Annotated in this window: 17 protein-coding genes and 1 pseudogene; 9 read left to right on the forward strand and 9 right to left on the reverse strand. The window is 72.2% G+C overall.

Annotated elements, in window-relative coordinates; translation table 11 throughout:
* The first annotated feature begins 322 nt into the window (after positions 1–322).
* Positions 323–2,083 (forward strand): TIGR03767 family metallophosphoesterase, encoded by a 1,761-nt coding sequence (locus tag EJG53_RS26780; RefSeq protein WP_125047029.1) that lies wholly within the window; start codon positions 323–325, stop codon positions 2,081–2,083.
* 31 nt (positions 2,084–2,114) lie between these two features.
* Here EJG53_RS26780 and EJG53_RS26785 read toward each other — a convergent pair whose 3' ends face one another.
* Together EJG53_RS26785 and pepN are read right to left on the reverse strand one after the other, a co-directional pair.
* Positions 2,115–3,161, reverse strand: coding sequence for a hypothetical protein (locus tag EJG53_RS26785; protein ID WP_125047031.1), 1,047 nt, complete (start codon positions 3,159–3,161; stop codon positions 2,115–2,117).
* Between the two features lie 248 nt (positions 3,162–3,409).
* On the reverse strand, positions 3,410–5,992 hold the full coding sequence (pepN, locus tag EJG53_RS26790; RefSeq protein WP_125047033.1) for an aminopeptidase N: 2,583 nt from the start codon (positions 5,990–5,992) through the stop codon (positions 3,410–3,412).
* Between the two features lie 123 nt (positions 5,993–6,115).
* On the opposite strand from pepN, the gene EJG53_RS26795 reads away from it, so the two are divergent.
* Positions 6,116–6,772, forward strand: a complete 657-nt coding sequence (locus tag EJG53_RS26795) for a DsbA family oxidoreductase (protein WP_125047035.1) — start codon at positions 6,116–6,118, stop codon at positions 6,770–6,772.
* Positions 6,773–6,944: 172 nt separating this feature from the next.
* Here the strand turns inward: EJG53_RS26795 and EJG53_RS26800 are convergent, their stop codons facing one another.
* The 3 genes from EJG53_RS26800 to EJG53_RS26810 all read right to left on the reverse strand — a co-directional run bounded on the left by EJG53_RS26800 (position 6,945) and on the right by EJG53_RS26810 (position 10,973).
* A complete protein-coding gene (locus EJG53_RS26800) occupies positions 6,945–7,586 on the reverse strand; it encodes a superoxide dismutase (protein WP_031001846.1) in 642 nt (213 codons plus the stop codon).
* A 228-nt stretch (positions 7,587–7,814) separates the two neighbouring features.
* Entirely contained in the window at positions 7,815–9,281 is a 1,467-nt protein-coding gene (locus EJG53_RS26805) for an amino acid permease (RefSeq protein WP_125047037.1), read from the reverse strand.
* A gap of 279 nt (positions 9,282–9,560) precedes the next feature.
* Positions 9,561–10,973: an amino acid permease gene (locus tag EJG53_RS26810; protein WP_125047039.1), complete on the reverse strand. Its 1,413-nt coding sequence runs from the start codon at positions 10,971–10,973 to the stop codon at positions 9,561–9,563.
* Between the two features lie 310 nt (positions 10,974–11,283).
* On the opposite strand from EJG53_RS26810, the gene EJG53_RS26815 reads away from it, so the two are divergent.
* Positions 11,284–11,883 (forward strand): biotin transporter BioY, encoded by a 600-nt coding sequence (locus EJG53_RS26815; protein WP_125047041.1) that lies wholly within the window; start codon positions 11,284–11,286, stop codon positions 11,881–11,883.
* A gap of 174 nt (positions 11,884–12,057) precedes the next feature.
* Here the strand turns inward: EJG53_RS26815 and EJG53_RS26820 are convergent, their stop codons facing one another.
* A complete protein-coding gene (locus tag EJG53_RS26820; protein ID WP_244955355.1) occupies positions 12,058–12,807 on the reverse strand; it encodes a hypothetical protein in 750 nt (249 codons plus the stop codon).
* A gap of 64 nt (positions 12,808–12,871) precedes the next feature.
* Here EJG53_RS26820 and EJG53_RS26825 point away from each other — a divergent pair, with 64 nt between their 5' ends.
* Positions 12,872–14,272 carry a serine/threonine-protein kinase gene (locus EJG53_RS26825; RefSeq protein WP_244955356.1) on the forward strand — a complete coding sequence of 467 codons (1,401 nt, stop codon included), beginning with the start codon at positions 12,872–12,874 and terminating at the stop codon, positions 14,270–14,272.
* A gap of 35 nt (positions 14,273–14,307) precedes the next feature.
* The gene (locus EJG53_RS42780; RefSeq protein ID WP_244955357.1) at positions 14,308–14,538 is read left to right on the forward strand and encodes a DUF1795 domain-containing protein; all 231 of its coding nucleotides are present in this window, start codon (positions 14,308–14,310) and stop codon (positions 14,536–14,538) included.
* Here EJG53_RS42780 and EJG53_RS26830 read toward each other — a convergent pair.
* The gene (locus EJG53_RS26830) at positions 14,499–15,998 is read right to left on the reverse strand and encodes an amino acid permease (protein ID WP_125047043.1); all 1,500 of its coding nucleotides are present in this window, start codon (positions 15,996–15,998) and stop codon (positions 14,499–14,501) included. The genes EJG53_RS42780 and EJG53_RS26830 overlap by 40 nt on opposite strands.
* A gap of 204 nt (positions 15,999–16,202) precedes the next feature.
* Between EJG53_RS26830 and EJG53_RS26835 the strand changes: the two genes are divergently transcribed.
* Both EJG53_RS26835 and EJG53_RS26840 read left to right on the forward strand, forming a co-directional pair.
* Complete coding sequence (locus tag EJG53_RS26835; RefSeq protein WP_125047045.1) at positions 16,203–16,691, forward strand: ribose-5-phosphate isomerase; 489 nt, start codon at positions 16,203–16,205, stop codon at positions 16,689–16,691.
* 74 nt (positions 16,692–16,765) lie between these two features.
* Positions 16,766–17,575 carry an Fpg/Nei family DNA glycosylase gene (locus EJG53_RS26840; protein ID WP_125047046.1) on the forward strand — a complete coding sequence of 270 codons (810 nt, stop codon included), beginning with the start codon at positions 16,766–16,768 and terminating at the stop codon, positions 17,573–17,575.
* 19 nt (positions 17,576–17,594) lie between these two features.
* Here the strand turns inward: EJG53_RS26840 and EJG53_RS26845 are convergent, their stop codons facing one another.
* Positions 17,595–17,876 carry a hypothetical protein gene (locus EJG53_RS26845; RefSeq protein WP_125047047.1) on the reverse strand — a complete coding sequence of 94 codons (282 nt, stop codon included), beginning with the start codon at positions 17,874–17,876 and terminating at the stop codon, positions 17,595–17,597.
* Positions 17,877–18,003: 127 nt separating this feature from the next.
* Positions 18,004–19,232, reverse strand: a pseudogene (locus EJG53_RS26850) (GNAT family N-acetyltransferase).
* A gap of 127 nt (positions 19,233–19,359) precedes the next feature.
* On the opposite strand from EJG53_RS26850, the gene EJG53_RS26855 reads away from it, so the two are divergent.
* The gene (locus EJG53_RS26855; protein ID WP_125047048.1) at positions 19,360–20,502 is read left to right on the forward strand and encodes a PP2C family protein-serine/threonine phosphatase; all 1,143 of its coding nucleotides are present in this window, start codon (positions 19,360–19,362) and stop codon (positions 20,500–20,502) included.
* Between the two features lie 46 nt (positions 20,503–20,548).
* A complete protein-coding gene (locus tag EJG53_RS26860) occupies positions 20,549–21,010 on the forward strand; it encodes an SRPBCC family protein (protein ID WP_125047049.1) in 462 nt (153 codons plus the stop codon).
* Positions 21,011–21,017 lie beyond the last annotated feature (7 nt).

The raw sequence follows: 21,017 nt of genomic DNA on the forward strand, positions 1-21,017 counted from the left end.
GGGGCGTGATCACAAGTTTGTGAACATTCGGGCGGCATGTGCGGGGCGTAAGGCCGGTGCCGCCGCCCGGGCGCCCCGGTGATCCGGGCCGCCGCCCGGTTACCCCGTGAGATGAACCTCCGGTGGCCGTCACCCGCACCCGGCCCGAGGGCCCGGTGACCATCGGCGCCCGCCGTGATCCCTGTCCGGCGATCGGCGGCCGGCGTTGCGGCGCGGTTCACCCGTGGGCCACACCCGCTGCCAACGCTCCCTGGTGAGAGGGCTGTTACGCGCGCCGCGCGCCGCCCTCGCCGCCGTCCCGTCCGTACCAGGGAGCTCGTGCATGTCCCGTACACGGTCCGCCGCACAGACTGTCCCCACCGCCCCCACCGTCGACCGCCGCGCCTTCCTCGCCGCCGCCGGTGCCGTCGGCGCCACGACCGCGTCCGCGCTGGCGTACGGAGCCGGTGGCGCCCGGCTCGTCGCCGGTCCTGACGCGACGACAGCCGCACCCCTCGTCGCCCCGGAACCGGTCGCCGCGCCGCCCGTCCCCCGCGTCCCCTACACCGAAGGCACCACCCTCGCCTCGGTCGCCACCCCGGGCGGCGCCGCGACGGGGTACCGCAGGCTCGCCGAAGGCCCCGGCTGGGACCGCGTCGTACGGCGTGACCTCGCCGCCACGCGCCCCGGCCGGGCCGACCGGCGCACCGTACTCGCCGCGTTCGTGCAGCTCACCGACCTGCACGTGGTCGATGTGCAGCACCCGTTGCGCTACGAGTACCTGCGGGTGCGGTCCGCGGGCGCCTGGCGTCCCCAGGAGGCGCTGTCCGTCGCGGGCGCGGTCTCCCTCGTAGAGCGGGTCAACAGCCTGCCCGGCGGGCCCGCCACCGGGGCGCCGCTGTCCTTCGCGATGACCACCGGCGACAACACGGACAACAACTCCAGCATCGAACTCGACTGGTACCTGACCGCGCTGAGCGGCGGCCGCATCACCCCCAACTCGGGCGACCCGCGGCACTACGAAGGCGTGCAGAACAGCGGCCACCCGCTGTACTGGCAGCCGGACAGCGCCCTGCGCGACGCCGACAAGCTGCGCGGCTTCCCCGGCATCCCCGGCTTCCTGGAAGCGGCGACCCGTACGGTCACCAGCCCCGGACTGCACCTGCCCTGGTACTCGACGGTCGGCAACCACGACTCGCTGCCCGCGGGCTGCTGCGCCCCCGACGACCCGTTCCTGGCGGAGGTCGCGACCGGCGGCCGCAAGCTGGAACTGCTGCCGGCCGACGAGGCCATCCGCGCCTATCTGGCGGTACGTCACGGATCGGGCCCCGCCAGACGGGAGTTCGCGGGCCTGCTGAAAGCGCACGGCAAACGGGCGCGCTCCGTGACGCCGGACGAGCGCCGCGTCCCCTTCACCCGCCCCGCCTACCTGCGCGCGCACCTGGACCCCCGGCACACCGGCCCGGGGCCGCACGGGCACGGCTACACGGCGGACGACCTCGACGCGGACCGGCTCTACTACACGTTCCGGATCGCGGAGGACGTGGTGGGCATCAGCCTCGACACCACCGACCCCGGCGGCCACCACACCGGCTCCGTCGGATCGGGTCAGATGCGCTGGCTCGACCGCACGCTGCGGGCGCACGCCTACGAGCACGTCCTCGTCTTCAGCCACCACACCAGTACGTCCATGGACAACACCCTGCCCGACCCGTCCCGCCCGGCCGAGCGGCGGCACGGCGGACCCGAACTGGCCGGCCTGCTCTCCCGGCACCGCAATGTGCTGGCCTGGATCAACGGGCACAGCCACCGCAACCTCATCACCCCGCACGGCACCTTCTGGGAGGTCACCACCGCCTCGCACATCGACTTCCCGCAGTTGGCGCGGGTCGTGGAGGTGACGGACAACCGGGACGGCACCCTCTCCCTGTTCACCACGCTGGTCGAGTCGCACGCGCCGCACCGCACGGACTTCGGCGACCTGTCGCAGCGGGGACTGGCGGCGCTCTACCGCGAACTGTCCTGCAACGCCCCCGGGGCCCGGAGCGACCTCGCCGGTGGTCCGGGCGACCGCAACACCGAGCTGTTGTTGAGGCGGCGCTGAGCGCCGGCTCCGTACACCGTCGTGGCGGACCTCAGCGCGGCAGCACCACCACGTACGACCCCGGCTCGTGGTCGTCCGCCGCCATCAGGGCCGTACGGACCACCGCAGCCTGCTGCTCCGGAGTGTCGCGCAGCTTGCGTGGGCTGAGCCGGACGACCGTGATGCCCAGCCGTTCCAGGTGCTCGCGCTTGTGGGCGTACTGCGCCCGCAGCGCCTCGTCCTCCTGGCGGGGCACCCGCGCGTCGATCTCCACGGCCACGGCCTGCTCCGGCCAGTACGCGTCCACCCCGCCCAAGTGCGGGCCGCCGGGCAGCCGCAGGTCCACGTTCCACAGCGGGTCCGGCAGGCCGTACCGCCGCACCAGGTCGTAGAGCCGGCCCTCGGCGAGCGCGCGGCCCTCGGCCAGCAGTGCGTGTACGGCGTCCACCACGTGCGGCAGGTTCAGCAGTCGCGCCTCGTTGAACTCCCGTACCACCGCCGCCGCTTCGCAGTGGCCGCCGCGTACCGCCTCGGTGAGCAGCCGGCCTACCGTGCAGGCGTCCGAGAGCCCGCTGACGGCGTCCGCCAGCGCCCGGGGTACGGGCGCCACCGGCACTCCGGTGATCTGCTGCGGCTGCGGCATCACCTGCGCCCGGACGACCTGCGCGAAGCCGGTGGAGCGCAGCCGCCGGGTGCGCGGCACCAGTACGTCGATGCGGTCCAGGGTCAGCAGTGGGGGAGCGGTGGCGAAGCGGTGCAGGGCCAGCGCCGCCAGCCCGGTGATCATCGGGTCCTGGGCCGGTGCCGGGCCGGTCTGCGCGGGGACGGCGGACGGCCGGCTCGCCGCGTACAGCAGCACCGCGTGCAGGCGTTCCTCGCTGGTGGGCGGGCCGGGATGGAGCAGGTGCACGCCCGGCAGCACCTGCTGCCAGGGGCCGCCGGGGCGGCACCGCTCGGCGGCCTCCGCGGCGCCGATGCCGTGTTCACGTAGCTGGCGGCCGGTCAGGACGCGGGGACCGCGGCCGGGGCGGTCGTGCAGCGGACGGGGGGAGAGCGGGGTGGGGGACTCCCCGCCGGAGGTTGGGGAAGTGTGGTTCATGTCCCGGCCATTCCCGCCGCCGCCCCGCCTCCTAACGCCTGTTACACGCCCGTCGACAAACCCGGACAACGCCGTCCTAAAGTACGGGAGTTCGACTGCCGAAAATTGCCGGTCCGGACGGAGTTGACACCTGTACGAGGGACCGCGCGCACGGCCGGGGCTCGTACGCGGGTGCCAACGGCCCCGTACGCAGGCGGCAACGGGCCCCGCGCGCGAGCCCGTACGGCTCACGCGCGGGACCCCGGCGGCTACCGCGCGGCCTGCGCGTCGCAGGACTGCGCCCGCAGCGCCCGCGCCAGGTCGTCGCGCGCCTCGGACACCAGGCGCCGCAGCGCGGGCGGCGCGTCCGGGTGGCCGGACAGCCACGCGTCCGCCGCGTCCAGCGTCTCCTGGCGGTCTTGGTGGGCGGGGAACAGGCCCCGGACCACGGCCATGCCGATCTCGATCGACCGCTCCCGCCAGACCCGCTCGACGGCCGCGAAGTACTTCGGCGCGTACGGGGCCGTCAGCTCCCGCTGCGACCCCTGCGCGAAGCCGGAGATCGTCGCCTCGACCAGCGCGTTGGACAGCTCGTCGGACTCCACCACGTCCGCCCAGGCCCGCGCCTTGACCTCGGCCGAGGGCCGGGCGGCCAGGCAGCGTACGTGGTGGCGGCGGCCCGAGGCGGTGTCGTCGCGGCGCAGTTCGGCGTCGAGCGCGGCCTGGTCGGCCGCACCGTGCGCGGTCAGCGGCTCCAGGAACGTCCAGCGCAGCTCCTGGTCGACGTCCAGACCGTCGATCTTCGCGGTGCCGTCCAGCAGGCCCTGGAGGAGCTGGAGGTCGGCGGCCGTGGTGGCCACCGAGGCGAAGAACCGGGCCCAGGAGAGCTGGTGTCCGCTGCCCGGCTCGGCCAGCCGCAGTTCGTGCAGCGCGCCCTGGGCCAGCTCCCGCGCGGCCAGGTCGCGGTGTTCGGGGGCCGTGTAGTGCGCGAGCGCGTAACCGGCCTGGGCGTGCAGCGACTGGAGCACGCCGATGTCCGACTCGCGGCCCGCGAAGCGCAGTACCAGGTCGAGGTAGTCGCGGGCGGGCATCAGTCCGTCGCGGGTCAGGCCCCACACCGCGGACCAGCACAGCGCGCGCGACAGCGGTTCGGTGATCTCGCCGAGGTGGCCGCGGAGCGTGGCCAGCGACCGCTCGTCGAAGCGGACCTTGCAGTACGTCAGGTCGTCGTCGTTGACCAGGATCAGCTCCGGGCGGTCGGCGCCGGTCAGTTCGGTGACGACGGTGCGCGGGCCGGAGACGTCCAGCTCGGCGCGGGCGTAGCGGACCAGGGCACCGTCCGCGTTCTCCCGCCGGTACAGGCCCACGGCGACCCGGTGCGGGCGCAGTTCGGGGCGCTCGGGGGCGGCTTCCTGGAGGATGCTCAGCTCGGTGATACGGCCTTCGGCGTCGTACGTGGCCTGCGGCGTGAGCGCGTTGACGCCCGCCGTCTCCAGCCAGGCGCGCGACCAGGTGGCCAGGTCGCGTCCGGAGGTCTCCTCCAGGACGGACAGCAGGTCGGTCAGGCGGGTGTTGCCGTACGCGTGCCGCTTGAAGTAGCGCCGCGCGCCCTCCAGGAACGCGTCCCGCCCGACGTACGCGACCAACTGCTTGAGGACGGCCGCGCCCTTGGCGTACGTGATGCCGTCGAAGTTGAGCTTGGCGTCCTCCAGGTCACGGATGTCGGCGGTGACCGGGTGGGTGGACGGGAGCTGGTCGGCGCGGTACGCCCAGGCCTTGCGGCCGTTGGCGAAGGTGATCCAGCCGTTGGTGAAGCGGGTCGCCTCCACCAAGGACAGCGCGCCCATGAAGTCGGCGAACGACTCCTTGAGCCACAGGTCGTCCCACCACCGCATGGTGACCAGGTCGCCGAACCACATGTGGGCCATCTCGTGCAGGATGACGTTGGCGCGGCGCTCGTAGGACGCCTCGGTCACCTTGCCGCGGAAGACGAACTCCTCGCGGAAGGTCACACAGCCGGGGTTCTCCATCGCGCCGATGTTGTACTCGGGCACGAACGCCTGGTCGTACTTGCCGAAGGGGTACGGGTAGTCGAAGTGCTCGTGGAAGAAGTCCAGGCCCTGCTTGGTGACGGTGAAGATGTCCGCCGGGTCGAAGTGCCGGGACAGGCCCTTGCGGCACAGCGCGCCGAGCGGGATCTCCAGCTCCGTGCCGTCGGCGAGGGTGCGCCGGTAGGTGTCGGAGACGTAGTGGTACGGGCCGGCGACGACGGCCGTGATGTACGTCGAGATCGGCCGCGTCTCGGCGAACCGGTACGTGCCCGCCGCGGGCTCGCCCTCCGGGGCGCCGTTGCTGAGCACCACCCAGCCGTCGGGCGCGGTCACCTCGAAGCGGAACGGCGCCTTCAGGTCGGGCTGTTCGAAGTTGGCGAAGACCCGCCGGGCGTCCGCGGGCTCGTACTGCGTGTAGAGGTAGACCTCGCCGTCCTCCGGGTCGACGAAGCGGTGCAGGCCCTCACCGGTCCGGCTGTACGCGCACTGCGCGTCGACCACCAGGGTGTTCTCCGCGGCCAGGTCCGCCAGGGCGACCCGGGTGCCGTCGAAGACCTCCGCCGGGTCCAGCTCCCGCCCGTTGAGGGTGACGGCGGTGACGGCCGGCGCCACCAGGTCCGCGAAGGTGGCGGCGCCGGGCTCGGCGCAGCGGAAGCGGAGGGTGGTGCGCGAGCGGAAGGTGCGCGCGGCCTCGCCCTCCAGGACCGCCGACCGCAGGTCCAGGGCCACGTCGTACCCGTCGACGCTCAGCAGTGCGGCCCGCTCCCGGGCCTCGTCTCGGGTCAGATTCTCACCGGGCACGACGCGACTCCCTCGTCCTCGTCTCGTATATCGAACACTGGGAATCATGGCACGCCGCGCCCCGGTTGAAGCCGGTGGCCGGTCCGCCGGCCGGCCGCCGACCCGAACGTTCGAGGAGCAACCGTGTCCCAGACCGCTGCCGCAACCGACCGGACCCCGGCCGATTTCTGGTTCGACCCGTCCTGCCCGTGGGCCTGGCTGACCTCCCGCTGGATGCTGGAGGTGGAGAAGGTGCGCCCGGTGGACGTGCGCTGGCACGTGATGAGCCTCGGCGTGCTGAACGAGGACAAACTCGACCAGCTTCCCGAGGAGTACCGGGAGAAGAACCGTCCCGGCGGCGTGGTGTGGGCGCCGGTGCGGGTGTGCGTCGCCGCCGAGCGGGAGCACGGCCAGGAGGCGCTGGCCCGCCTCTACACCGCGCTCGGCACCCGCTTCCACAACCAGGGCCTGCCGCGTACGAGGGAGACGATCGTGGCCGCGCTGGAGGAGGCCGGACTGCCCGCCGAGCTGGCCGAGGCGGCGGACACCGACGCGTACGACAAGGAACTGCGCGCCTCGCACAAGGCGGGCATCGACCTGGTGGGCCAGGAGGTCGGCACCCCGGTCATCGCCGTCCCCGGCGCCGACGGCGCGCAGATCGCCTTCTTCGGCCCGGTCGTCACCCCGGCCCCGAAGGGCGAGCAGGCCGCACAGCTCTGGGACGGCACGCTGATGGTCGCGTCCATCCCGGGCTTCTACGAGATCAAGCGGACGCGGACGCAGGGGCCGGTCTTCGACTGAGCCGCCGGCCCGGCGGCGCCGCGTACGGACGCGGGCGGCCCGCCGCCGGACGCAGAAGGACCCCCATGAGTCACGTCCTCACGGGGGTCCTTCCGCTATCCGCCTGCCGGGTGAAGGCTGAGAAGACGATCACGAGGCAGGACGCTCACCGGTGCGCCGCTGGGCGCCGGGATCAGGGAGCGATCAGCAGTACGTTGGAGCGCTCCTTGGCGGCCGCGTAGCGCTTGGCGACGTCCTGCCAGTTGACGACGCGCCACATCGCCTCGATGAAGTCCACCTTCTGGTTCTTGTACTGCAGGTAGAAGGCGTGCTCCCAGGCGTCGAAGACCAGGATCGGGACCGAGCCCTGGCCGACGTTGCCCTGGTGGTCGTAGATCTGCTCGACGATCAGGCGGCCGGTGATCGGCTCGTAGGCCAGGACGCCCCAGCCGGAGCCCTGGGTGGTGGCCGCGGCCTTGGTCAACTGGGCCTTGAACTTGGCGAACGAGCCGAAGTTCTCCGCGATGGCGTCCGCCAGCTCGCCCACGCCGTCCTTGTCCAGCGGCTCGCCGCCGCCGTCACCGGTCATGTTGTGCCAGTAGATGCTGTGCAGGATGTGGCCGGAGAGGTGGAACGCGAGGTTCTTCTCCAGGCCGTTGATGGAGCCCCACTGGTCCTTGTCGCGCGCCTCGGCGAGCTGCTCCAGGGTGTCGTTGGCGCCCTTGACGTACGCGGCGTGGTGCTTGTCGTGGTGCAGCTCGATGATCTCAGGGCTGATGACGGGTTCGAGCGCCGCGTAGTCGTACGGAAGTTCCGGAAGATTGTAGGTGGCCATGCCGAGCCCTCCAGCTGCTTACGACCTTTAATTGCAATCGACTTGCAACTGCACGCTACCAGCATGAGTGATCACGGGGCTGCCGAGGGGCGGAGTCTGGGCCAAAAGAAGGAGGCGGTGCCCGACCTCGGTCCGAGGTCGGGCACCGCCTCCGGAAAAGCACGGCGCATTCTGGTGAGGTAAGCCTTACCGCACTTCTGCTTTCAGTGAGGTAAGCCTTACTTATGCTTACCCGGCGTCCTTTTGACGCGCCATTCGCTGCTTGGCGAGACCGACGGCGACGAGCACCACCGCGAACCCGCCGGTGAAGTAGAGCTGCACGCGCTGGTTCTCGTCCCGCAGCATCAGCAGCAGCACCGCCACCACACCGGCCAGCGCGACCCACGTCAGCACCGGGAAGAGCCACATCCGGACGACCAGCTTCCCGGGCTCCTCACGCTCCAGCCGGCGGCGCATCCGCAACTGGGCGACGGCGATGAAGCCCCATACGACCAGGATCGCCGCGCCCACCATGTTGAGCAGCCACTGGAAGACGGTCTCCGGCCACCAGTAGCTGAACAGCACCGCGAGGAACCCGAAGGCGGAGCAGAGGATCACCGCGCGGCGCGGCACGCCGCCGCTGACGGTGCGCAGGAAGCGCGGGCCCTGGCCGCGCACGGAGAGCGAGTGCGCCATCCGGGAGGAGCCGTAGATGTTGGCGTTCATCGCGGACAGCAGCGCGATCAGGATGACGACGTTCATGATCTGCCCGGCCGCCGGGATGTCCAGGTAGTCCAGGACGGCGACGTACGGACCGTTCTTGGCGATGTCCGCGTTGTTCCAGGGAATGACGGTGACGATGACCGCCATCGAGCCGACGTAGAACAGGGCGATCCGCCACATCGCGGTGCGCACGGCGCGGGCCACACCGCGCACCGGGTCCTTGGACTCGGCGGCGGCGATGGTCACCGTCTCCAGGCCGCCGTAGGCGAAGACGGAGGCCAGCAGGCCGATGACCAGGCCGTCCGAGCCGTTGGGAAGGAAGCCGCCGTCACCGCTCAGATGGGCGACGCCGGGGGCGGAGGTGCCGGGCAGTACGCCGAAGATGGCCAACAGGCCCAGGACGAGGAAGATGCCGATCGCGGTGATCTTCAGAGCCGCGAACCAGAACTCGAACTCGCCGAAGTTGCTGACCGCCGCCAGGTTGGCGCCGCAGAAGACCACCATGAACAGCAGCACCCACATCCACGGCTGCGTGCCGGGGAACCAGCCGGTCATGATCCCGGCGGCGCCGATCGCCTCGGCGGCCACCGCCACACACAGTTGCGCGGTGAACATCCAGCCGGTGGTCAGGCCCGCCCACGGGCCGATCGAGCGCCCGGCGTGCACGGAGAAGGAGCCGGAGGCGGGGCTGGCCGCCGCCATCTCGCCGAGCATCCGCATCACCAGCATCACCAGGCAGCCGGAGACGGCGTAGGCGAGCACGATCGACGGGCCGGCCGCCGCGATGCCCTCCTTGGAGCCGACGAACAGCCCGGCGCCGATCACCCCGCCGAGCGCGATCATCGACAGATGGCGCTGCTTGAGTCCGTTGGACAGCGGGGCGCCGTTGCCCGGGTCCGCCGCGCTGCCGGTGCCGTCCGCGCCCGGCCCGGCGCCCGGGACCTGGCCGGTCCGCTCGCGCTCGGGCGTGCTGGACGAAGGTGTCCGATTCATGGTCGTACCTGTCCCATTATGTGAGAGCGAGCGAGGTGATCGACGGTGAAAACGCGCTCAGTTTGAGTGTCTGTGTCCGCTGAGGGCAACAGTCGTGCAGCAGTTGTTCGGTATTCAGACGTGATCGTGACCGGTCGTATTCACACCGTTGTGAGACGTGACCCCGGGTGTTCGCGCGGTGGGAGCGGGGCGGAAGAGGGGCGGCCGATTCCGGCCGATTGTCCGGCCCCCACGAGGGCGGTCGCCCGGCCCCCGCGAGGGCGGCGGACGACCGTCGGATCAGCGGCCGGACCGCCGCATCCGCAGCTCCCGCAGGCCCGCGATCAGCAGCACCGCACCGGTCGCCGCGGCCGACCACAGAAGCTGCGGCCGGGCCCCGTCGTCGGTGAGCATCAGCACCAGCACCGCCAGCATGGCCGCCAGCGCCGTCCAGGTCAGATACGGGAACGCCCACATCCGCAGGGTCAGCTTCTCCGGCGCCGTCCGCTCGATCTGCCGCCGCAGCCGCAACTGCGACAGCGCGATCAGCGCCCAGACGAACAGCAGCACCGCGCCGACCGCGTTCAGCATGTAGAGGAAGACCGTGTCCGGCCACAGCAGATTGAGCAGCACCGAGACGAAGCCGAAGGCCACCGAGGACAGCACCGCCCGGCGCGGCACCCCGCCCGCCGTCACCTTCAGCAGCGAGCGCGGCGCCTCGCCCCGCTCGGCCAGCGAGAAGACCATCCGCGAGGACCCGTAGAGGTTGGCGTTGAGCGCCGACAGCAGCGCCACGAAGACCACCACGTTCATGATCTGGCCCGCGCCCGGCACACCGATGCTGTCCAGCACCGCGACGTACGGGCTCTTGCCCGGCTGCATCGACGACCAGGGCAGCAGCGTCACGACGACCAGCATCGAGCCCACGTAGAAGAAGAGGATGCGCCACACCGCGCTGCGCACCGCGCGCGCCACGTTGCGCGCCGGGTCGTCGGACTCGGCCGCGGCGATGGTCACGACCTCCAGACCGCCGAAGGCGAACGCGACGGCGAGGACACCGGAGACCACGCCGTGCCAGCCGTTGGGCAGGAAGCCGCCCTGCCCGGTGAGGTTGGCCAGACCGACCGCCTCGGTGTCCGGCAGCACCCCGAAGATCGCGAGCAGGCTGAGCACCAGGAACAGCACGATCGCGCCGACCTTCAGCGTCGCGAACCAGAACTCGAACTCGCCGAAGCTCTTCACCGCGGTGAGGTTGGCGGCCGTGAACACCAGCATGAAGATCAGCACCCAGCCCCACTGCGGGACCGCGGGCACCCACCCGTTGGCGATCTGCGCCGCGCCGGTGGCCTCCACCGCCAGCACCACCACCAGCAGGAACCAGTACAGCCAGCCCACGCTGAAGCCCGCCCAGCGGCCCAGCGCGCGCTCCGCGTGCACCGAGAAGGCGCCGGACGCGGGCATCGCCGAGGACATCTCGCCGAGCATCCGCATGATCAGCATGGCCAGTGCGCCCGCGATCAGGTACGAGAGGACGATGCCGGGGCCGGCCACCGCGATGCCCGCGCCGGAGCCCACGAACAGGCCCGCGCCGATCACCCCGCCCAGCCCGAGCATGGTCAGGTGGCGCTGCTTGAGCCCGGCGGACAGCGGCTCTCGCCCGTCGGCGCCATCGCCCGGCGGTGGCGTTCCGGTGGCGGTGGGTGCGTCGTGCATGGGCTCGTACTCTCGTAAAGGGTCTTTGGGGGAACCCCACAGGGTCCCGCGTTGTCCCCCCAGTTTCCCCGCCCGTCACGCGCTACCACAAAATGCGCACCCGTCCGGGGTGACAGCCGTGATGAGCATCACGTGACCTGCGAAGACCGCTGACGAGGCGGTTCGGCCCACAGGGTGCGGCGTTGTACGGAAGTCTCCAAGGACACCATTGCGCCTTTGTCGCCGCCACACGATGATCGGCTGCGGGGCGCTGGACTAACGTCATCGCGTCCCCCTGTCCCCGCTCCACCTCACACCCCGCGGAGTTCCGATGAGCACTGCCGACGCAACCACCAGGCCCGGTGCGGTCCTCGCCGATCTGCTGCCCGCAGCGGACGCCACCCGCGCCCGCGTCCGCGACGCCGCACTGGTCGTCGGCGGCGCCGCGCTCACCGGCATCGCCGCGCAGATCGCCCTCCCGGTCCCCGGCTCCCCGGTCCCGGTCACCGGCCAGACCTTCGCCGCCCTGCTCGTCGGCGCCTCGCTCGGCGCGGGCCGCGGCTTCGCCTCCCTCGCGCTGTACGCGCTGCTCGGCATGGCGGGCCTGCCCTGGTTCGCGGGCGGCGCGGCCGGCGCGGGCGGCGCGACCTTCGGCTACGTCCTCGGCATGCTCCTCGCCTCCACCGCGGTCGGCGCGCTGGCCCGCCGCGGCGGCGACCGCGGCCCGCTGCGCACGGCCGGCACCATGGCGGCCGGCACGGCCCTGATCTACGCGGTCGGTGTGCCCTTCCTCGCGCTGAGCACCGGCATGTCGCTCGGCCAGGCGGTCGCGACCGGGCTCGTCCCCTTCCTGATCGGTGACGCCCTCAAGGCCGCGCTGGCGATGGGCGCGCTGCCCACCGCGTGGAAGCTGCTCGGCCGCCGCGGCTGACCCCGCGCGCGCCGTCCTTCCGTACGGAACCGGACCGGGCCCCGTACCACCACGTCGCGTGGCGGTACGGGGCCCGGCGGCTTTCCGGGCACGTGCGGGGCGTACGCGGGCGACCGGTCCGGCTCGTACCCGTACGACCCGTGCCCGTACGGTCCCTGCCCGTACGCCCCGTGGTCACCGGTGCGACGACCTGCGGGTGGTGATCCACACTCCGGTCCCGCCGAGGAGCAGCAGGCCCGCGGCGGCGCCCGCCAGCGGCAGGACCGACGGCGGACCGGTCTCGGGCAGCCGCTCCCCGGGGGCCGCCGACTCCGACGGACCCGGCGTGGCGGTCGACGAACCGGCCGGCACATTGACGGTGTTGAGCATCAGCGGGGTGTCCGGCGCGTCGGACACCGGGTTACGGGTGCCGAAATGGACCGGGCCCTGCTGCCACAGCAGGGTCTCCGTGTTTCCCAGCGTCACCGGCAGACAGATCTGCCCCTGCCGGTTGAGATCGAAATGCGCGGTGACGTCGAACGTACGGCTCTTTCCGCTCGCCAACGCGTCGATCGCACATGAGTACGCGCTGTTCGAACCCTTCGGCAGCCGCGCTTCCGGCACCTTCGTGCACCCGGCCACGTTGTCGACCGTCAGCCCCTGGAAACCGGCGACCGTCAGCCGTACGGCACCGGTCGTGGCGGAACCCTTGTTGGTGACCTTGGCGGTCAGCTCCGTCTTTCCGCTGCGATTGTCGACGGAAATCCTTTCCGGCAGTTCCGTGGTGATCCGATAGCCCGCCGGCGCGCTCGGACCGGCCTTGCCGCCCGCGCTGCTGCCCGGTACGGGTTCGGCCGCCAGGGCCGCCGGACCGGCCGACAGTGCCACTACGGCCGCCGCCGCGGCCACCATGAACGCACGTTTCCCCTGTCGGGTTGTGTACATTCTTGAACCCCCCTTTTCCCCGTCCTCGGCTGAGGTATTTGATGGGTACCACAAGATTCCGCGGGTGCTGTGGGGGCTGGGCATGGTGGGGAATGCGAGCGAGGTGGGGCCCGGGCGTCTGGCGGCGGGCCGATACCGCCTGCTGGAATTGATCGGACGCGGCGGAATGGGGCGGGTCTGGCGCGCCCAGGACGAAATGCTCGACCGGTGCGTCGCGGTCAAGGAAATACGTATCGACGAACACGCCGGCGAGGAAAGCGTGGTGCAGCGCGAACGCAGTCTGCGCGAGGCCCGCGCCACCGCCCGTATCGACCATCCGAATGTGGTGCGCGTCCACGACGTGGCCGAGGAGGGCGACCGGCTGTGGATCGTCATGCAACTGGTCCAGGCCCGCTCGCTGGAACAGATCCTCGCCCAGGACGGCCCGCTGTCCCCGGACGCGGCGGCCCGGGTCGGCGCCGGACTGGCCCGCGCCCTGCGCGAGGTGCACGCGGTGGGCGTGCTCCACCGGGACATCAAGCCCGGCAACGTCCTGATCGACGACCGGGGCGCCGTCGTCCTGACCGACTTCGGCATCGCCGCCATGCAGGACGCCACCGCGCTGACCATGGCCGGGATGCTGATCGGCTCGCCGGACTACATGGCGCCCGAACGGGTCGCGGGACAGGAACAGGGGCCGCCCTCCGACCTGTGGTCGCTGGGCGCCACCCTGTGCGCCGCCGTCGCGGGGCAGTCGCCGTTCACCCGCGCCACGACCCTCGCCACGCTGCACGCGGTGCTCCACGAGGAGCCCGCCATCCCGCCCGCCGCGGGCCCGCTGCGCGAGGTGCTGGCCGCCCTGCTGAACAAGGCACCCGAGGCGCGCCCCACCCTCGACGAGGTCGAGACGCTGCTCGCCCCGCCGGCACGCCGGGCCGCGGCGGCCAATCCGACGGAGCCGATGAACGCGGCCGAGGTCGTGGACGTGCGTACGCCCACGGTGGCCGACCCGGCGCCGGACCGCATCGAGGCGGCAGCCCCTGCTCCCGGTATGGACAGTGGCCCTCGGCCCGCGACGGCTCCCGCCACCCCCTCGACACCACCCGCACCGTCAGACCCACCCGGCCGTCCCCGCCGCAAGCGGCAGGCACTGCTCGCCGCCGGCGGAGTCCTCGCGTCCGCCGCCGCGGTCGTGGTGATCCTCGTCGCGTCGCAGGGCGCGGACCCCGGGGCACGGCCGGTGCCGGGGCCGGTACCGGCCGCCCTTCCGCCACCGGCACCGGAACGGGCACCGCCACGGACACCGGGAGCGGCGACCCGGCGGCCCCGTCCGGCGTCCGCCGCACCGAGAACGGCTTCGACTGGGTGCCGCCGGCCGGCTGGAACCGCACCGAGGAGTCCACCAGCGACATCACGTACAGCACGCGGGACGGCTCCACACTCGTCTCCGCGCGGCAGGACCCGTCCTCCGGCGGCGACCTGCTGACGGTCTGGCAGCGGTACGAGGCGCAGCAGCACGACGTGCCGGGCTACCGCAGGGTCCGGCTGGAGCGCACCACGTTCCAGGGGTATCCGGCCGTCCAGTGGCAGTTCGCCTACACCCGCGACGGGAAACCGGCGCACGGGCGGCAGCTCGGCTTCCGGGCCGGGAACCGGACGTACCAGCTCAACCTCTGGTACCTGGATACCGCCGAGGCCGCCGCCCTGCGCGCCTACGAACGGGTCAAGGAGTCCTTCCGGGTGTCGCCCTGACCTGCCGGGCCGCCGCCGTCCGCCGTACCGGTGCCGCCGTCGGCGCGCCGCCTGCGGTCCAGCACCAGGCCGACGGCCAGGACGACCACGGCCGCGACCACCGAGAGCACCATCTGCTCGCGCCCGTCGGGGTTGTAGAACATGTAGCCGACGACGAAGAGGATCAGCGCGATCGTCGCGTACGTCAGATACGGGTACAGCCACATCCGTACCGTCAGCCGCTCCGGCATCTCCCGCTCGATGACCTTGCGCATCCGGAGCTGCGAGAAGCAGATGACCAGCCAGACGAAGAGCGCCACCGCGCCGGAGGAGTTCAGCAGGAACGCGAAGACGGTGTCCTTGGAGGTGTAGCTGAAGATCGTCGCGACGAAGCCGAAGGCCACCGACGCCCAGATGGCGGTCGCCGGGACGCCGCCCTTGTTCACCCGGGCGAAGGACTTCGGCGCGTCGCCGCGCTCGCCGAGCGAGAAGGCCATCCGGGAGGCGGTGTACAGACCGGAGTTCAGGCAGGACAGCACGGCGGTGAGCACCACGACGTCCATCACGGTGCCGGCCGCCGGGATGTCCAGCGACTTCAGCACGGCCACGTACGGGCTCTTGTCGAGCGCCGGGTCGTCCCACGGCAGCAGCGTCACGATCACCGTGATCGACCCGATGTAGAACAGCGCGATCCGCCAGATGACGCTGTTGACGGCCTTGCGGACGGCCTGCACCGGGTTCGGCGACTCGCTGGCCGCCAGGGTGACGATCTCGCTGCCCATGAAGGAGAAGACCACCAGCAGCATGCCGGAGAGGATCGCGCCGGGCCCGTTCGGCAGGAAGCCGCCGTGGCCGGTCAGGTTGGCCATGCCCACCGCGTGGTCGCCGGGCGGCAGCCCGAAGATCGCCAGCGCGCCGACCACGATGAACACCACGATCGCCACGACCTTGATGCCGGCGAACCAGAACTCGAACTCGCCGAACGAGCCGACGGAGATCAGGTTGGTGCCGGTCAGCACGATCATCACCAGCAGCGCCCACGCCCACTGCGGGACGGCGGGGACCCAGCCGGTGAGGATCGAGGCGGCGGCGGTCGCCTCGACGGCCAGCACGACCGACCAGAAGAACCAGTAGAGCCAGCCGATGGTGAAGCCCGCCCAGCGGCCCAGCGCCCGGTCCGCGTACGCGGAGAACGAGCCGGAGGTCGGAGAGGCGGCGGCCATCTCGCCCAGCATCCGCATCACCAGGACGACCAGCAGGCCGGTCAGCGCGTACGAGATCAGGATGCCGGGACCGGCCGCCGCGATGCCCGCGCCGGAGCCCACGAAGAGCCCGGCGCCGATCACGCCGCCGATGGCGATCATCGACAGATGGCGGTTCTTGAGACCTGCCTGAAGGCCGTCGGGAGACTGGCCTCCGCCGGGGCCGCCGGAGCCACCGGCCGCCTTGCCCGCGTTCATGGTCGGCGGATGCGCGCCCATGTGCACCGTCCTTCTGTGGTTCTCGGTGTCGAGTCCCCGCATTAGAACTGCGTTAACGGCCGTTTTGGAAGATCTGAATCCGGATCGTTGCGTGGATCTCATTTCCGCACGTCACCGTGTGTACATCGCACGTATGGCGGCCGGGGGGACCGGCGACACCTACCCCGGGCCCGGCGGGCGACACGTCCGTGCAACACTCAGCACATGCGCGTGTATCTCGGCTCCGACCATGCCGGTTTCGAACTGAAGAACCACCTCGTCGAGTGGCTCAAGGCCCACGGCCACGAGCCCGTCGACTGCGGCCCGCACATCTACGACGCCGTGGACGACTATCCGCCGTTCTGCCTGCGCGCCGCCGAGCGGACCGCGGCCGACCCGGAGAGCCTGGGCATCGTCATCGGCGGCTCCGGCAACGGTGAGCAGATCGCCGCCAACAAGGTCAAGGGCGTACGGGCGGTGCTGGCCTGGAGCGAGGAGACCGCGAAGCTGGGGCGTGAGCACAACGACGCCAACGTGATCTCGGTCGGCGGCCGGATGCACACCCGGGACGAGGCGACGAAGTTCGTCGAGGCGTTCCTGGCCACGCCGTACTCGAACGAGGAGCGGCACACCCGCCGCATCGAGATGCTCTCCCGCTACGAGACCACCGGCGAGCTCCCGGACATCCCGGCCCACCACCCGCAGCAGGGCTGAGCCCACCCGCCGTCCCGCCCGCGCCCCCGCCGGCGCGGGCGGTCGCCGTACCCCCGCCGAGGAGGCGTCGACCCATGCCCGAGGGGCACACGATCCACCGCCTCGCGCTGGACCACCGTGCGCTCTTCGAGGGCGCGCCGGTCCGGGCGAGCAGCCCCCAGGGCAAGTTCTCCGACAGCGCGGCGCTGATCGACGGCCAGGTCATGACCACCGCCGAGGCGCACGGCAAGCACCTCTTCCTCGGCTTCGGGCCCGCCGGATGGGTCCACATCCACCTCGGCCTCTTCGGCAAGCTGACCTTCGGCGACGCCCCGGCCCCGCCGCCCACCGACACCGTACGGCTGCGGCTGGCCAACGCCACCGCCTACGCGGACCTGCGCGGCCCCACCGCCTGCGCGCTGCTCACCGACGCCGAGAAGCAGGCGATACACGACCGCCTCGGCCCCGACCCGCTGCGCCCCGAGGACGACGGCGAGCGCGCCTGGGCGCGGATCTCCCGCAGCCGTACGTCGGTCGCCGCCCTGCTGATGGACCAGAAGGTGATCGCGGGCGTCGGCAACGTCTACCGCGCCGAGGTCCTCTTCCGGCACGGCATCGACCCGTACCGCGCCGGACGTGACCTTCTGCGGTCCGAATGGGACGCCATCTGGGCGGACCTGGTCGACCTGATGCGCGAAGGGGTCCGGCACAACCGCATCGACACGGTCCGCGCCGAACACCTGCCCGAGGCCATGGGCCGCCCCCCGCGCGTCGACGACCACGGCGGCGAGGTCTACGTCTACCGCCGGGCCCGCCAGGAGTGCCACATCTGCCGCGCCGAGATCCGCACGGCGGCCCTGGCCAACCGCAATCTCTTCTGGTGTCCGGGGTGCCAGCCGAAGTGACCGCTGAGCCGTCCGGCGCCTAGTGGGAACGGACCGCCCCTCCGACGAAGTAGTCCAGCTCCGGCTCGAACTCCAGCCGGGGAACGGCGGCCAGCATGTGGGGCCGCAGGTCAGAGGTCACTTCGTAGTCCGCGAAGGCAAGCCATTCGTCCGTCCCCGCCGGGAGACGGCGGTCGAAGAGGTCACGGATACGCAGGATCTCTTCCCGGCTGAGCTCGGTGACATCGGCCAGGCGTTCGTCGGCGTCCCACCCCATCAGTGTCCAGACGAGCCGATCGTGGGTCGTGTCGGTTTCGTTCACACCGAAACGATAGACGCGCAGGTGAGGGGCGTGTCAGCGGCCCGCCCCGGACGGCGGCCAGGCCCGGAACCCGCGCCGGGCCGGGGCCCGGACACCGGCCCTCAGGCCCCGGCTCAGGCCCCGGCCCTCAGAACCCGTGCGGCAGCCACGGCTTGCGGTACGCGCCGAACGCCACCGACGCCTCCCGCAGGGCGCCCGGGCGCAGTTCGCGTACCCGGCCCGCCGCGGCCAGCGCGTCCAGGGTGAAGCCGCCCAGGTAGGCGGCCCCCAGCTCCCGGACGGTCAGCGCCAGGTCGGCCGGGTCCGCGGTCCGCTCGCAGGAGGCGCCCTTCTCGTCGCCGGTGAGCCGCCACCGGCCCTCGTTCCAGGGGCAGAACGGGTCCGCCACGTCCAGGACCACGTCCAGCGGCGCCGCGTACGTCCGCGCCGCGAGCGCCTCGCCGGCCTCCACCAGCCGTACGAACAGCGACTCGCGCACCCCGATCCGGCAGCGCCGCATGTCGTCCACGAGGTGCAGCAGCGGATCGTCGGCCGGCCGGTTGCGCACCGTCAGCCGGGACGTCAGGTCGATGCCGAACAGGTAGCGCCACAGCGCCGCGTAGACCACCGGGTCCAGCGCCTCGACGTCCCGCAGGACCACCGTCCCGTCGGGCCCGCCGCCGTCCCAGCCCGCCTTGACCGCGTAGCGCGCGTACCCGCGCACCTCCCCGGCGACCTCGGCCAGCACGCACAGCAGCGGCCCGGCCCCGTCCCGGTCGGCCTCCGGGTCGAGCAGCGGCAGCCGCTCCCAGCCCGGCTGCCGGGCGAGCATCCCGGGCCGGCCCGGGACCAACTGTTCGTACACCTTCTCGCAGTCCGCCAGCCCGGCCTCCGGGTCGACCAGCCGCAGCCGTACGGCGTCGGCGCCCTCCGGCACCCGGACCGACTGGCGCAGCGTGTCGAGCGACAGGCTCACCGCCTCGGACGCCGCGCCGTACCCGAAGCGCCCGTAGATCGCCGGCTCGGAGGCGGTGAGCACGGCCAGCGCCTCGCCCCGGTCCCGGACGTCCGCGAGCTGGCGGCGCATCATCGCGCGCAGCAGACCGCGCCGCCGGTGCGTGGGCTGCACGCTGACCAGCGTGATCCCGGCCACCGGCAGGACGGCGCCGCCGGGCACCGTCAGCCGGAACGAGTACGCGCCCGCCGTGCCCACGGTCTCGCCGTCGTCCCGCAGGTCCAGGCAGCGCTCCGGCTCGCCGAGCCGCCGCCACAGGGCGCGCTCCTCGGGCGCTTCCGGGGTGCCCCGAACGCCCGCTCCAGCTTCCCGTACCAGTCGGCCCAGTCGTCCGGACGCAGTTGCCGTAACTCGGTCGTCATGGGCCATGGGTAGCAGGACGTCTTCCGCCCGCGCGACCGTTTTTCGAACGCCGTTTCCCGGCGATTGCGCCAGGCGGCGTGCCGTGAATCGACGCGCCGCCGAACGGGTGGATAAGGTCCCAGAACAATGGCGAGCAGCACGGGAGCGGAGTCCCCGACGGCCCGGTGGCGCAAGGCGGTGCACCGGGCCCGTATCAGCGTGCGCAAGGCCGGGGTCGACTACTTCCGCGGCGACGGCTCCGACCGGATCGCCCTGGTCGCCCTCCTGATCGCCATTCCCGCCATCGCCTGCGGCACCATCTGGCGCCCCGACTGGATCGCGCCCACCGCGCTGGTCCTGCCGGTCATCGCCGGCGGACTGCTGCTGCGCCCGGCCAATCTGCTCGCCCTGTACGGGACCTCCGCCGCCGCCCTGATCGTCGAGGCGTCGCTGCTCGGCCCGTACGACCAGGGCCGCGACCGGATCACCCCGGGCACGGTCCTGGTGGTCGCGGCGGTCGGCCTGTCCGGGCTGCTGATCGCGCAGTTCCGCAGCCGGGTCGGCGTGCCGTGGCGGCGCGGCGGCACCATGCTCTTCGACCTGCGTGAACGTATCCGCGTCCAGAGCAAGCTGCCCAAACTGCCGGCCGGCTGGCACCGCGAGATGGCGCTGCGCCCGGCCGGCGGGCAGTCCTTCTCCGGCGACTTCGTGGTGGCCTCCCGTACGCACGGGGGCAACATCCTCGAAGTCGTCCTGACCGACGTGTCCGGCAAGGGCATGGACGCGGCCTCCCGCGCGCTGCTGCTGTCCGGCGCCTTCGGCGGCCTGCTCGGCTCGCTGCCCCCGCACGGCTTCCTGCCCGCCGCCAATGGCTACCTGCTGCGCCAGGACTGGGACGAGGGCTTCGCCACCTCCATCCACCTCGTGCTGGACCTGGAGTCCGGCGACTACGAGCTGCTGTCCGCCGGACACCTGCCCGCCCTCCAGCTCAGCGCGGGCACCGGCCGCTGGGAGGAGAAGGCGGCGGAGGGGCCGCTGCTCGGGGTGTACGACGGGGCGCAGTTCGACCCGGTCAAAGGGACGCTGCGCCCCGGCGACGTGCTGATGCTCTTCACGGACGGCCTGGTGGAGGCCGCCGACCGGGACATCGCGGAGGGCATCGACCGGCTGACCGGCGAGGCCGACCGCTATGTGGCGGGCGGCTTCGTGGGCGCCGCGTGGCATCTGATCGAAGCCGTGGCCAAGGATGTCAACGACGACCGCGCGCTGCTGCTGATCTGCCGCGACTGAACCGTACGGTGGGCCCGACCGGCCCGGACCCACCCGCGGAGGACGCATGGCAGCCACCCTCACCTTCGGCTACGTCACGTACATCGAGGCCACGCCGGAGAAGACCTGGCACGCCCTCATCGACCCCGAACTGACCGCCGCCTACTGGGGGCACAGCAATGTCTCGGACTGGCAGCCGGGCTCGCGTTGGGAGCACCGGCGCACCGACGGTTCGGGCATCGCCGACGTCGAGGGCGCGGTCCTGGAGAGCAGTCCGCCCACGCGGCTGGTGACCACGTGGGCGGAGCCCGGCGCGGGGGCGGCCGAGGCCGGACCCGGCGTCTCCACGGTGACCTTCGTCATCGAGCCGTACGGGGAGATCGTCCGGCTGACCCTGACGCACGAGGGCCTGGCCGACGCGGCCGAGCGGGACGCGGCGGCCCAGGGCTGGTACGCGGTGCTGGCCAACCTCAAGACGCTGCTGGAGACCGGCCGCCCGCTGCCGCGCGAGCCGTGGGCGATGCCGTGACCGGCGG

Origin of the sequence: Streptomyces chrestomyceticus JCM 4735 (assembly GCF_003865135.1) — a bacterium.
GTDB lineage: Bacteria > Actinomycetota > Actinomycetes > Streptomycetales > Streptomycetaceae > Streptomyces > Streptomyces chrestomyceticus.